Origin of the sequence: Clostridium mucosae, from assembly GCF_024622765.1 — a bacterium.
Classification (GTDB): Bacteria; Bacillota; Clostridia; order Clostridiales; family Clostridiaceae; genus Clostridium.
This window is the reverse complement of record NZ_JANKAF010000003.1, coordinates 306047-320172: the sequence shown is the minus strand read 5'-3', so window position 1 is coordinate 320172 and position 14126 is coordinate 306047. Positions and strand designations below refer to the sequence as shown.

Annotated in this window: 13 protein-coding genes; 1 reads left to right on the top strand and 12 read right to left on the bottom strand. The window is 27.1% G+C overall.

What is annotated here, in order from left to right:
- From NSA50_RS06305 to NSA50_RS06295, 3 genes are read right to left on the bottom strand one after another with little or no spacing between them, the layout of a single operon-like run.
- Positions 1-1008: a FecCD family ABC transporter permease gene (locus tag NSA50_RS06305; protein ID WP_257443838.1), complete on the bottom strand. Its 1008-nt coding sequence runs from the start codon at positions 1006-1008 to the stop codon at positions 1-3.
- Complete coding sequence (locus NSA50_RS06300; protein ID WP_008680714.1) at positions 1008-2000, bottom strand: FecCD family ABC transporter permease; 993 nt, start codon at positions 1998-2000, stop codon at positions 1008-1010. The genes NSA50_RS06305 and NSA50_RS06300 overlap by 1 nt, the downstream gene beginning before the upstream one ends.
- The gene (locus NSA50_RS06295; protein ID WP_257443833.1) at positions 1987-2934 is read right to left on the bottom strand and encodes an iron-hydroxamate ABC transporter substrate-binding protein; all 948 of its coding nucleotides are present in this window, start codon (positions 2932-2934) and stop codon (positions 1987-1989) included. Before NSA50_RS06295 ends, NSA50_RS06300 begins: the two co-directional genes overlap by 14 nt.
- 536 nt (positions 2935-3470) lie before the next feature.
- Here NSA50_RS06295 and NSA50_RS06290 point away from each other — a divergent pair.
- Positions 3471-4481 (top strand): helix-turn-helix domain-containing protein, encoded by a 1011-nt coding sequence (locus NSA50_RS06290; RefSeq protein WP_257443863.1) that lies wholly within the window; start codon positions 3471-3473, stop codon positions 4479-4481.
- On the opposite strand, the gene NSA50_RS06285 is transcribed toward NSA50_RS06290, so the two are convergent.
- The 9 genes from NSA50_RS06285 to NSA50_RS06245 form a co-directional block, all read right to left on the bottom strand.
- Positions 4456-4728 carry a hypothetical protein gene (locus NSA50_RS06285; RefSeq protein ID WP_257443830.1) on the bottom strand — a complete coding sequence of 91 codons (273 nt, stop codon included), beginning with the start codon at positions 4726-4728 and terminating at the stop codon, positions 4456-4458. The genes NSA50_RS06290 and NSA50_RS06285 overlap by 26 nt on opposite strands.
- 44 nt (positions 4729-4772) lie before the next feature.
- Positions 4773-5231, bottom strand: coding sequence for a hypothetical protein (locus tag NSA50_RS06280; RefSeq protein WP_257443827.1), 459 nt, complete (start codon positions 5229-5231; stop codon positions 4773-4775).
- Complete coding sequence (locus NSA50_RS06275; protein ID WP_195265480.1) at positions 5212-5634, bottom strand: nucleotidyltransferase domain-containing protein; 423 nt, start codon at positions 5632-5634, stop codon at positions 5212-5214. Before NSA50_RS06275 ends, NSA50_RS06280 begins: the two co-directional genes overlap by 20 nt.
- Before the next feature lie 611 nt (positions 5635-6245).
- On the bottom strand, positions 6246-6887 hold the full coding sequence (locus tag NSA50_RS06270) for a histidine phosphatase family protein (RefSeq protein WP_195265482.1): 642 nt from the start codon (positions 6885-6887) through the stop codon (positions 6246-6248).
- 859 nt (positions 6888-7746) lie between these two features.
- Positions 7747-8328 carry an AAA family ATPase gene (locus NSA50_RS06265; protein ID WP_195265484.1) on the bottom strand — a complete coding sequence of 194 codons (582 nt, stop codon included), beginning with the start codon at positions 8326-8328 and terminating at the stop codon, positions 7747-7749.
- A 351-nt stretch (positions 8329-8679) separates the two neighbouring features.
- The gene (locus NSA50_RS06260) at positions 8680-10263 is read right to left on the bottom strand and encodes an ABC transporter permease/substrate-binding protein (RefSeq protein WP_257443819.1); all 1584 of its coding nucleotides are present in this window, start codon (positions 10261-10263) and stop codon (positions 8680-8682) included.
- The gene (locus tag NSA50_RS06255) at positions 10263-11390 is read right to left on the bottom strand and encodes an ABC transporter ATP-binding protein (protein ID WP_257443817.1); all 1128 of its coding nucleotides are present in this window, start codon (positions 11388-11390) and stop codon (positions 10263-10265) included. The genes NSA50_RS06260 and NSA50_RS06255 overlap by 1 nt, the downstream gene beginning before the upstream one ends.
- Positions 11391-11764: 374 nt before the next feature.
- Positions 11765-12676 carry a Gfo/Idh/MocA family protein gene (locus NSA50_RS06250; protein ID WP_257443816.1) on the bottom strand — a complete coding sequence of 304 codons (912 nt, stop codon included), beginning with the start codon at positions 12674-12676 and terminating at the stop codon, positions 11765-11767.
- A 184-nt stretch (positions 12677-12860) separates the two neighbouring features.
- The gene (locus NSA50_RS06245) at positions 12861-13661 is read right to left on the bottom strand and encodes an HAD family hydrolase (RefSeq protein ID WP_257443806.1); all 801 of its coding nucleotides are present in this window, start codon (positions 13659-13661) and stop codon (positions 12861-12863) included.
- Positions 13662-14126: the final 465 nt, after the last annotated feature.

The following is a 14126-nucleotide window of genomic DNA, read 5'->3' as shown; positions in this document are numbered from 1 at the left end:
TTATTTCTCCTTCATCATTAAATAAATAAAATATGGTACTCCAAATATTGATACTGTAATCCCAACTGGAATTTCAATTGGAGAAAATAGATTTCTTGAAACTGCATCTGCAACAAGAATTATTATTGTACTTATTATTGCTGATATTGCAATAAAGTTTTTATGATATGGTCCAACTAACTTTCTTGCAATATGAGGTGAAACAAGACCTAAGAAGCCAATGTTTCCTGCAAATGCTGTTGCAGTTCCTGCTAATATAACTACATAAGTTAAAAATTTCTTTCTTTCCTTTTCTATGTTTAATCCAAGTGATATTGATAGCTCATCAGAAAGATTTAAAACATCTAACTTTTTATAATTTAATAAAACTATTATAAATAACACTGTTATTATTGGAATTATCACTTTTGCATAACTCCAGCTTGAGCCCCATAAACTCCCTGATGTCCAAACTAATACTCTGTTATAATCTCCAGCTCCACCTCTAAATGTAACAAAAGTTATAAACGCATTAAGTGCTACATTCATTCCTATACCAATTAAAAGAAGTCTATTTGGCTTTATTCCATTTTTGCTAGATAGCATATATAGTAAAATTGCTGATATTGCCGCTCCAACTATAGCCATAAATGGAAGTACAAATATAGAAAGTGATCCAAGTTCACTATAGTAATTTGCTGTTTTAAATGAAATAAATATTACTGCGGCAACTGCAGCTCCTGCATTTATTCCTATTATTCCAGTATCAGCTAAATCATTTTTAGTTATTGTTTGAAGTATACATCCTGCTGTTGATAATCCTATGGCAACAAATATACCAACAAGCATTCTTGGAAGTCTTAAAGTTAAAACTGCTGTATTTTGAAGTTTTGTTCCATTACCAAGTAGCGTATTTATTACTTCTATTGGAGTTACCTTATATGTACCCCAGCACAATGTAATTAAAAAGGAGACAAGTAATAATGCTATTAAAATTACTAAAACTAGTTTAAATCTTTTTTTCTTCATTATCCTCTCTCCTTTCTAACTAATGATATGAAAAATGGTATTCCTATAAGTGCTGTAAATACTCCAATTGGAGTTTCATAAGGATCTAAAAGCATTCTTGCTGCTATATCTGCATATGTTAAAAGTACTGCACCAACTAAAAATGAGCATGGTATGTTTTTTCTATAATCCTCTCCTAGTATTTTTCTAACTATTTGAGGAACTATAAGGCCAACAAAGGCTATGTTTTTTCCTACTGCAACTGCTGCTGCACACATTGGTATCATAACCATAAGTGTTGCAAATCTTATTTTTTCTGGATTTTCACCAAGTCCAATTGCAACATCATCTCCAAGATTTAAAATATTTATCTTTGATGATAATAAAATTGCTATAATAAGTCCTATAACTCCAACAAAGAATACTAATTTAAAATCTGCCCATCCTGCATTTCTAAATCCTCCAGATACCCAAAATCCTATCATTTGTGATTGATTAGATAAAAGTCCAACTATTGTTGTTAATGAAATGAAGAATGTGCTTAAGGCTGTTCCTGCTAAAAGTATCTTTGCAATTGAATTATTATTTGCTTTTTTTGATATAAAAGCTAAAACTATAAGACCTGTTATAAGTGCTCCAATAAAAGATGCTATCATAACATTTCTTGTACTTATTGTTATTCCTAGTGCATAGAAAATTGCTATTACTAAAGTTGCTCCTTGGCTTACACCTAATATTGATGGTTCTGCTATAGGATTTCTAGTAACCCCTTGTATCATTGCACCTGTTACCCCTAATATTCCCCCTGTAAATAATACTGATAATGCTCTTGGAATTCTTACATCTCTAACTAACATAAGTTCTAATGTTTCACTATAATTAAAGATACTATCCCAAATGTCTGAAAAGGAAATATGGACGGATCCTAACCTTACAGCTAGAACCAGTCCTATTACTAAGAGTAACATACTAATTATTGTAAAAATTACTGTATGTCTCTTATTTTGTTTCATTTAACATTTCACCTATTTCATCTACTAATAATTCTCTACCTATTGAGCTATAACCTTGGTTAAAGTATGGTGATGAATCTAACACTACTACTTTACCCGCTTTAACTGCTGGTAGGTTGTTCCAAATAGCATTGCTTTCTAATTGAGCTAAATCTTCTTTTGTTGCTATTAAGAATATATAATCTGATTTTATTGCTGCTAAACCTTCGTATGTAACAACTGGTAAGCTTATATCGCTTTGTGCTGGCATGCCTTCTGGTTTCTTAAGTCCCATATCTTCATATAATACGCTACCAAATCCTGCACCATCAAATATGAAGAACTGTCCACCACTAGCTAAGAATGAAAGATATGATGTATCTTCGCCATATTCTGCTTTAATCTTATCGCCTGCTTCCTTAGCCTTTGCTTCATAATCTACAAGCCACTTATTTGCTTCTGCTTCTTTATTAAATACCTTTGCAAATGCCTTAACATCATCTTTCCAGTTTAATGCTTCTAATTGAATCATAACTGTTGGAGCAATTTCACTTAATTGATCATACATTTTTTCTTGAACTGTTGATATAACTATTAAATCTGGATTTAAGTTCATTATAGCTTCAACATCCATTGTATCTTGCATGCTATATCCTAAGATTTCAGCCCCCTTTAATGTTTCTTCTAAATATGAAGGGAACTTAGTGTAATCATAAGCATCACTATTTGCAGTTCCTATTACCTTATATCCTAATATTGATAAAATATCACTGTTTCCGCTTAAATCTACTATTCTTTGAGGTTCTGCTGGAATTTCAACGTCTCCTCTAACATCTGTTACTGTTACTTTTTTATCTTCTGACTTATTTTCAGCTGTAGCACCATTTCCGCATCCTACAAGCATAAATGCAGTAACACAAGAAACTACTAATGTTTTTAATAAATTCTTCTTCATAACTTACCTCCATATTTTCTAAGATTAATTAAATCATTATCTTATAATAACTTAATTAATCTTATTATTAATTTCTTTTTTAATCTTATTATTGTTTTTTTACTTCTTTTTAGTTATCTTTTTAATTATTTTTTCATTAGTCTTCTTAAATTATTTTTTTATTAATATTTTTAGTTTGCTTATAATTAGACTTTTTATTTTCTTTGATTAATTAATCTTATTTATTATCTTTATTACATTGCCAATTGTATATGAGATTCATTCTCAATTCAACACCTGCAACTAATTTAATAATTTTATCATCTAATAGAATAATTTTTATATAAAAATAATCAGTTTTTCTGCTATAATAGTTATGAATTCTTTTTTTAGTTTTAAGAAGTAAAACTTCCTAAACTTTTTCACTTTTGATTATTAACTTTTCATAAAATAATTTGCTTTAAAATTTATTTATATTATTACCTAATGAAAAAGTTTTATGAAAAAATTATTTATTTCTTACTTTATAAATCTAACTAAGGGGGATGAAAAAACAAATGATATCAAGATCTACTCATGAATTTCAAAAAATAGTGCTAAGTAATATGACCTTTTCTTCATACCCTATTGGGAATTACATTATATACAAAAATGAGGACAACCCTGAACTTGGATATTTTATTAAATATAGTCGTGAAGGATATTATGACTTCGGAATTGGTGATTATACTATTGCTCAAGATTTTTCACTTTCTTTTGATCATGAAGATGAGATAATGCGATTTGGGACTGTTTATACAGGAGTAACAAAATTTAAGATAGAAAATAACCCTGTTTCATCATTTACTCCATCTTCTTTTTTTGTTGTAGAGAAGAATTTAAAAGGAACTCAGGTTTGGAAAAAAGGTCAACATTTTCATGGAGCAGAAATAACTATTTACAAAAAATATTTTGATGAAGTTCTTAAACCTAATTTTTCTAACATAATTGATTTTAATAATTTTGATTTTAATTATACATATAGATATCTTCCTCTTGAAATTGCAACCATAATTCAGCAGTTAAGAAACTTAGCTCAAGCTGATGAATTAACTCCAATATATTTAGAAAGCAAGCTTTTAGAAGCTGTTGCATTAATATCAAAGGAAGTTCATTCTTCACCTGAAAATACTTTTACAAATCAATTAAATTATGGGGATATAATGATTGGTAAAAATAGAAAAGTTGCATTAACAGCTTCAGATGCTAATGCAATACAAAAAGCTTATGAGATTTTAACAATGGAAGCTTGTAATCCACCTACTATAAAAAGCTTAAGTAAGATGGTATTTCTAAATGAACAAAAATTAAAGGCAGGATTTTCAGCAAAATATCATATGTCCATTAGCCAGTACACTAATTCAATTAGAATGACTATTGCAGAAAACTTACTATCTACAACGGATTTAAGTATTGAAGAAATCTCTAAAATGATAGGATACAATTATTGTGGAAACTTTGTAAAAATGTTTAAAAAAGTCCATGGAAAAACTCCACTGGCTTTTAGAAAAATGAAGGAAGTTCATTAGAATAAAAAGTTAAAGGTGAAAGATGGAAAAAGTTATTGAAATAGCTCAGGAAAGCTGAGTTAAAATTTAAAAATAGCAATAAAATATAATTTATTGCTATTTTAGCATCACCTTTATTTGGAATTGCAATACAACCACAGCAAGGACATGGTGAATCACCTATTATTTCAGTAAAATTACTACTTTCATTCTCTAAAATTTTTTCTGAATTTACTTCTGGTAGAAATTCATATTTTAAATCACTCATTTTTAACCTCTCCTAAATTAGTCAAAAAATCGTTATAATTATTATCATTTTATATTTTTAGCATCAAGTCTAATTTTTTCTTCAGTTAATTGTAGAAATATCTCTAATAACTCCATCTTTGAGATTGCATAATTTAATATATCATTTTCTACTCTTTCTCTCTTATAATAATCATGTGTATATCTATTTCTCAATATTACAGCAGAAACTAAAAATTTTGTTAAGTTTTCATCTATAAACCCATATAAATTAGATCTTTTAATTAATTCTAAACCTGAATATCCATCAACATAATTACCTGTTATAACTAAATATGTTTCTGACATATCTATTATATACTCAGTAAAATCTTGAAAATATCCAATTATTGATCTTCTTAAGTAAATTGAATTTGATGACTTATATTCTTTTATAGCTCCTTGCATTAATTTAAGTGTATCTTTTGCACTATTAAACTTTAAATTAATACTCTCCTTTTTATATTTATAATATGCTGCTACCATTTATATCCTCCAATATTTTATTATCTTCTCTAGTTTTTCTTATAATCCACTCATTTTCTCTTAAGTATTTATTTACATATAATCTAAAATCAATTTCTTTAATTTCATCTATAATCAGTTTATCTTTACTATCTAAGTATTGTCTTGCTAACCTACTATCATAATCACTTATACTTAAAAATGTTAAATGTATATCTTCATAACTAAAGTAATCCTTTAACACTGGTAAAAGCATTTCTTCTAGATCAATTTCATCCATAATATCTTCTCGTGTTGCCATTAGTACAAATATATCTATATCACTATCGCCACTTCTCCAATACTTTGTACCATAACTCCCAAATACAGATAGTGAAATTAAGTTATCTATTTTATTAATCTTTAAATTCTTTAACAATTTCATAGTCTCACCCTTAACCTTAAAATCATCACATATATTATATTTTATTATATATTATTCCAATTATTAAGTTAAGTATATCACTATATTTAAGTTTTTAATCATCTATAATTTTTATCTTATTCTATTTTTAAACATCGTTGTTTCCTATATTTTCATTACATAATACTCTGTTTTAAAAGATTGTTGGTAATTATATTTTCATACTATATGTTTCTGTTTTAAAAGATTGTTGGTGAAATTATTTAGTTACATTTTTCTAAATAGTTCTTACTCCTATCAATACATTTAAATATAATTAATTATACTTAAAGCCATATGAGACATGTCTCTGAAATTTAACAGTAACCAATTGGATATAATTAATTATACTTAAAGTTATGCTAATACCATTAACAACAATTTCTTAAAACAGACCTCGAATATTCTGAAAAATAAAATAGTGAAAAGTTAAAGCCTCTCTACTGAATCTTATCTAAATCAGATATACATTAACTTTTCACTATTTCACTATTTCACTATTTCACTATTAATATAAATTATAAATATAATTTAAGAAGATAAATAGACTGTGTAATAAGCATATCTAGTTATCTTAATAATTATTTCACGATTTATTTAAATTCGTTAAATTCTTTCTTTGCATATTCATGATGTTTCATGCAAGCAACTAATGGCATTTCATAACCATCTTCTGTAAAGTTTATTTCTGTAAGGCTTGTCTGCTTTATAAACGGTGGATCCCATAAAGTGTCTATATCTCTTTTTTCTAGCTCACATAAATATGACTTTAAAGTGATAGTATGAGTTACGATTAAAATATTTTTTCCTTTTTCTTTTTCTAATATTTCATTAATTGCTTTGAAAGCTCTTTCTTTAACTTCATAAAAGTTTTCTCCATCTCCTGTTGGAATATATTTTGATGGAACATTCCAAAAGTTATAGTAGTTTTCTTCACTTAGGCTTTTCATTTCTTCTTGATTTAGGCCTTCCCATCCACCTATTCTAATTTCTTTTAAACCATCATTAGCTTTAAGAGGTATGTTTCTATCTCCTTTTACTATTTTAGCCGTATTATAAGCTCTTCCTATTGGACTTGCATAAATAACATCTATATGTGTATCCTTCATTCTATCTCTAAGCCATTCAGCTTGCTTAATTCCAAGCTCTGTTAAAGGAGAATCTCCCCACCCTTGCATTATTCCTTTTTCATTCCATTCTGTTTCTCCATGTCTTGTTAAATATAGTTTAGTCATAAAAACACCTCTCATTAATATTTGCAATATGGTAGATTATATTAGGATAACAAACTAACACAATCTACTAATAATTTCTCATATTTTTATATTTCTCATATTTTTATATTTCTCATATTTTTATATTAGCATAAGTATTTTTCCTCAACAATTGTACTATTTCTAAATCAAATGTTTATTGCATACCTGTTTAATGTTTATTGTATAAATATTTATTTTATAAATGTTTATTTAACTTTTTCAATAGTAAAAAAGAGCTTATACTGATTATAAATCCAGCATTATTTTTTCATTCTTTATCCTGCACAAATGGTCTAAATTTCTAACTCTTCTAGTGTAGCGAAAAAGAACTGATATACATAGCTAATAAATTTATGTATTTCTTCTATCTATTAAAAATAGAAGATTATTTTCACCTACATATCTATTCCCAGCACCTAAAGAAGGTTGAATACATAAATTTCATTTTAATAGTCTGATGATTTTAAGAAATAAAAAAAGCCTACCTATTAAGTAGCCTCTGAAAGTCTTATTATATTTTTTATTAATTTAAAGTCTTATTATATTTTATTTTTTATTAATTTAAAAAAATCTGAAAATTATCAACAAATAATATTTTTTTATCCACAATTTTCAGTTAATAAATTTTATTTTTATGTTGATACTTTCTAAATATTTCAATTAATATAGCTTAATAATAAATTTTGTAGTATCTAATAGAACTATTAGTAGTATCATTTTGTCTTATGTATATTATTCTTGCTTATATTAATTAAATTTGCTTTTAAATGAAACATCATTAAAAAATGGAATGCCTACGAAAATGACTTTTAAATCAATTTTCGTAGACACTTTTATTTTACTTAGCCATATCTAGATTTATCTCTTGAGACACTCCTACGATATCTAATATTTTTTCTGCTCTTTCTTTTGTTGATCCTGTTATTTCTGTATATCTAACATTTTCTGCTTCTAAGAAACTTAATATAGCCTTGTCCACAGCTTGTGCTACTTCTTCGTCCTGCCATCTTACTCCGTCTTTTGAATAACCAAATTCTCTTGGTACAAAGAATATGTGATCATACTTTGGTAAATCTCTTAAAGCTAACACATAAAGATCTTTTAATATTTCAATTTCTTTTGTTGTTCTTTTTTTATCACCTAGCATAAATCTAGCATATATGTATGGTACAAAGGTAGCATAATCTGTTAATGCATAATCAAAATCATTTAAACTTTCTTCTAAATGAAGTTGTCCTAAATAAATTCCATATTGCTCAGCTATGTTTTCTATCATACCTTTATCTCTTAGGTAATCTGTACTATACTCTGTTGCTACTCCTACATTTAAATCTCTAATCTTCATATCTACATAAAGTTGTTGTATTAATGTAGTTTTTCCACATCTTGGCCCACCTAAAATGGCAATTCTCTTTGGCATTGCAAACCCTCCAAAAAACTTCTATATAAAAAGTAAATATTTTTCAAAATAGATTTTAATTATATCAACAATCGACATAAATTTCAATGTATATTGGAGGGAATATTCATGTTTTGTAATTAGTAATAATTATGAAACATGAATTTTATTCACTTTTTATAAAAAGACAGTAAATATATTTATTCTTTCACAAATATATCTACTGTATTCACTAAATTAACTTATAACATGTTACAATTCAGCTATATGAATTATATCATAATTTATGCATTGTTCATTCTCAATTATCTAATTCTACCTGCTTGTCTGAGTTATCTCCTCAATTATGCATTATCCATTGTCCATTATCAATTACTCTATCAGTCCTTCTGATTTTAAGAATTCACTTGCAACTGTTTTTGCATCTCTCTTATTTACATCTACTTCATAGTTTAATTTTCTCATCTTTTCATCAGTTAGCTTTCCATCTAATTCACTTAGAACTTCTCTTAGCTCTGGGAATTTTTCTAAAGTTTCTTCTTTTATAATAGGAACTGCATAATATGGAGGGAAGAAGCTCTTATCATCTTCTAAAACAGTTAAATTGAACTGCTCTATTAATCCATCTGTTGTAAATGCATCAATAACTTGAGTTTCATTACTGTTTAAAGCTGTATATCTTAAACCACCATCTATAGGATTAACAACTTTAAAGTTTATATTATACGCTTTGTTAAGTCCTAGCAATCCATCTTCTCTGTTAGCAAACTCTATTGTAGGTCCTGCAATTAAATCTCCTGATATCTTTGCTAAATCTGATGTATTTTTTAAATTGTATTTTTCTGCTGTTTCTTTACTTACTGCCATTGCATAAGTATTATTGAACCCCATTGGATTTAGTACCTCAATCCCATAATCTTCTTTAAATCTATCTTTCATTACATTATAAACTTCGTCAGTATTTGAATTAGGCTCTTTAATATTTAGTATATTTACATATCCTGTGCCTGTATATTCAACATACATATCTATTCCAGCAGATCTTAATGCACTAAATGCTACTTGAGTTCCCCCCAAATTCAATTTTGTTTCTACATCAATATCTGTTTTATTTTCTATAAACTCTTCTAACATGTTTCCTAATATAATTTGCTCTGTAAAGTTTTTAGACCCAATAGTTATCTTATTATCATTTTTTGATAATATAGTTGAAGCAAGTGCTCCTCCTATAATAACTATTACTAAAGCTGATGCTATAATTATATTTCTCTTCTTATTTTTATTAGAATTATTTCTTTTAACCTTCATAGTTCCATCTGATTTTTTAATTCCATTTGGCATTGTAGCTGCTTCTATTTTTCCTGTTATCCAGTCTATAACTAAAGCTAATATAGCTGCTGGAATTGCACCAAATAGTATAAGGTTATTATCTACTGTTTGAATACCTGAGAATACTAAATATCCAAGACCACCTGCCCCTACAAAGGCTGCTATTGTCATAAGTCCAACTGCTGTAACTGCTGCCATTCTTATACCTGCCATCATAACGGGCATTGCTAGAGGGATTTTTATAAGCTTAAGAGTTTGTCCGCTAGTCATTCCTAATCCCTTTGCGGCTTCTAGCATATCTGGATTTATATTTGTTATTCCTGTATAAGTATTTTTTATTATAGGTAACATAGAATATAACACTACCATTGTTATAGCTGGTGCCGATCCTATACCTATAACTGGTATCAAGAATCCTAATATAGCTAAACTTGGTATAGCTTGAGTTAAGTTCGCAAATCCAATTACAAAGTTAGCTATTTTTTTATTCTTAGTTATAAATATACCTAAAGGTACACCAATCACTACTGCTATTAGAACTGCCACTACTGTAAGTTGTATGTGTTCTAATAAAAGAGATAGAATTTCCGATTTCTTTGTCATTAATTGTTCCATAAAAGTACTCATTAATTATCGCCTCCCATCTCGATGTACTGACTACTTAAAACTGATATTAAACTACTTCTTGTTACTAATCCTAGTAATCTAGAAGTTTCATCACAAACTGGTAAGTATCCTTTCTTTAAATTATTAAATACTTCTAATAATTCTGGTAGGCTAGTATCTCCTGAAACCCACTTAGGTTCTTTATTCATAGCTTCTTCAACTAATTTATTTTTTTCTGATATCTTTTGAATATCTTCCAATGTAACATATCCTAATAATGTTCCTAATCTATTTATAACAAGTAAGCTATCTACTTTCTTTTCTCTCATTATTTCTCTTGCTTGAAGCAAGTTTCTCTTTGGACCAACTGTTACTGGTTTTGATATCATAACATCTTCTGCTTTAATCATTTCTGGTTTAGTCCAAATTTTATTTTTACCAACAAATTCTTCAACATATTCTCCTGCTGGGTTTTTTAAAATATTTTCTGGAGTATCATATTGAAGTATCTTACCATCTTTTAAAATACATATTTTATCTGCTAAGTTTATAGCTTCATCCATATCATGAGTTACGAAAACTATAGTCTTTTTATATTCTTTTTGAATATTAAATAACTCTTCTTGAAGCTCTGTTCTCGTTATTGGGTCCAATGCACTAAAAGGCTCGTCCATTAATATTATTTCAGCATCAGCTGCAAAAGCTCTTGCAACTCCAACTCTTTGTTGTTGTCCACCACTTAGCTCTACTGGATATCTATCACTATACTTTTCCGGCTCTAATCCAACCATATTTAATAAATCTATTGTCTTTTTATTTATTTCATCTTCACTTTTTCCCATAAGCTTAGGTATTATTTCTATATTTTCCTTTACTGTCATGTGTGGGAATAAACCTGTTTGCTGAATTACATATCCTATACTTCTTCTAAGCTCTATTGGATCCATTTCTTTTATATTTTTGCCATTAACTAATATTTCTCCTGAAGTAGATTCTATTAATCTATTTATCATTTTTAATAAAGTAGTTTTACCACAACCACTTGATCCTATTAAAACAGCTAAGTTTCCATCCTCTATATTTAAATTAAAATCTTCTAATATAATGTTATTTTTGTAGCTTTTTTTAACATTTCTAAATTCAATCATAAATTACCTCCTAATTCCAGTAACAACCTTATAGTAACATTAAGTTGTCAGATTGTCAAACCACTTTCAGAATATTTGGTATTTATTGAACTTTTTACTATAAAGCTATTAAGTTAAAATTTAGCTTAATCTGTGTCTAATCTAATTAAGGATATTAAGTAACTTAATATAAATACTTCTCTACATATACTCCTTTTATTGCATAATATAACTATATCTATTTTAAGCTTGTATTCTTTAAGAAAAAAATTTGAAACAAAAAAGATGCTAGAATAAATAGATATTTTTATCATTCTATTTACTCTAGCATTTTTATGTTTTAAATATTAAAATTACTTAATTAAACTATATAATTTAAAATTAATAACTTATCCTTATTTATTATCACAAGTTATATAATTTACTATATTCTCGCAAATTTCATGCGTCTTTATTGAATCACTTATTGATGGATTTGGTATTGATTTATTTTTTACAGATTCTATAAAGTGATTTATTATATCTTCAAATCCCCTTTTGTATAATGTTTGGTCCCAACCGCCAAAACTAGTCTTTGTTCTACCATTATTATTTACTTCTATAATATCAACTAAATCTTCAACAATATATTTATTTCCCTTTACCATGTATTCAATATTTTCTTCTGTAATACCTGCAGTTCTATTCATTATTCCCACTGCAGTTGTATTATTGCTTTTTAATGTTACTACTACATTATGAAGATCATTTCCATCTTTTAGATAATTTATATCGATATCTTTAACTTCTTCATCCATTAAAAATCTTAATGTATCAACAACATGTATAAAGTCTTCCATAATAAATCTTCTTGTATCGCCTGGTGGATATGCTCTATTTTTTTGCATTACAATTATGTCTGCTTTTCCTTTGGATTTAAGTTCTTTAACCTTTGGGCAAAATATTCTATTAAATCCAACCATAGCAATAACATTATGTTCTTTTGCTAAGCTTTCTATTTCTTTGCTTTCTTCAATATTGAAGCTAAGTGGCTTGTCTATATATACATTAACGCCTTTTTTTATAAGCTTTCTAGCTATTTCATAATGTCCATCTGCATGTGTTGAAATTATTGCTGCATCTATATCTTCTTTTATTAAATCTTCAATGTTATTATATGCTCTGTCTATATTATACTTATTTGATATTTCATCTAATACAGTTTTATTTCTAGTTGAAATAAAAAGCTCCACACCTTCTTTTACTGTTAAAATAGGTAAATAAGCTTTTTTAGCTATTTCCCCTAAACCAATTATTGCAAGTCTCATAAAATCCCTCCAATTTATATACTATCACTACTTATATATAAAATTTCTTCTATACTAATCTAAAGCTAAATAGTATTTAATTTAATTTTAATAGCTATTTAATTCGCCTTATTTAATTAATTTTATTTAGTTAGTCTTATTTAATTAATCTTATTTAATTTACTTTATATAATACAAATACTATTTATATTAATTCTAATTTTTTTAATCCCTTTTCTATACCTTCATTTTCAACATCTTCTGTAAAATCAAATGCATGTTCCTCTAACCCTTTATGATATCCGCCCATAGCTATACCATGCTTTACAACTTGGAACATTTCTATATCATTTTCACCATCTCCAAAAGCATAAGCATTTTCTCTATCTATTCCAAGCTTTTCTAATAAATGTTCAACTCCACAGCCCTTTGTATATTTAGATACATATATTTCAAAAGTGTTACCAAATTGGTTTGCCATAAATGCCAGACCTTCGCCTTTAAATTTATCACAAACTAATTTATAAGAATTTTCATCTTGTCCTATAGATATTATTTTACTTGTTTTTACAGTTTCTTTATCCCAATCTTCTGTAAAGTTCTCAATACCTAGATTTGCTCTAGTTACAAGATCTATAACTTTTTCATTATCTATATCTAAAACATAATTTCTTTCTTGTCCTTCTAAAATATACACTATATTATTTTCTTCAAGAAAGTTTAATACATCTTTAAGCTTTTTATTATCAATACATTCATTAAATATTACTTTACTTTCAATTTCTGCATAAGCCCCATTAGAAGCTATATATCCATTTAAACCTAAATCTTCTATTTCATTAGTAATAGAATTTTTAGGCCTTCCTGTTGCCAAAACAGTTAAATAGCCATTTTCTTTTAACTTATTTATAGCTTCCTTTGTATTTTTTGTTGGAGCATATATACCCTTTGTCCAATCTATTAAAGTTCCATCTACATCAAAAAAAACTATTCCTTTGTTATTCATTAACCTTCCCCCTTATAATTCTCTATCACTACATAAATTTATATATGCGCTTTTTATATAAAAATCTGTTTTTTACTTTCTATTTGATATGTAAATCAAGATTCTATCTTTAACTTAAATTTTTATTCACGTCTCTCTTAATTTCATATCAATTTATATCCTAACTTTTAGTCTATGATATCATATAGCAATTTAATTTAAAAGTTTTCTTAAATATGTTCCCTAGAATATTTTTACTGTATTATAGAACAGTTAACCACTTTCCTTAATTTATTTGCCTATCTAATTTTATAATTTATCATATAAGTTAAAATAACTCTTACAAATTTTTATCTTCTAATTAATATTAAACATATAATTAATATTAAACATACATTTGCATTATAATCTAATAAAAATAAGGTTTGCATTCTCGCATAATAAAATAAGAGATGTCTACGACATCCCTCATCATTATAAAAATAC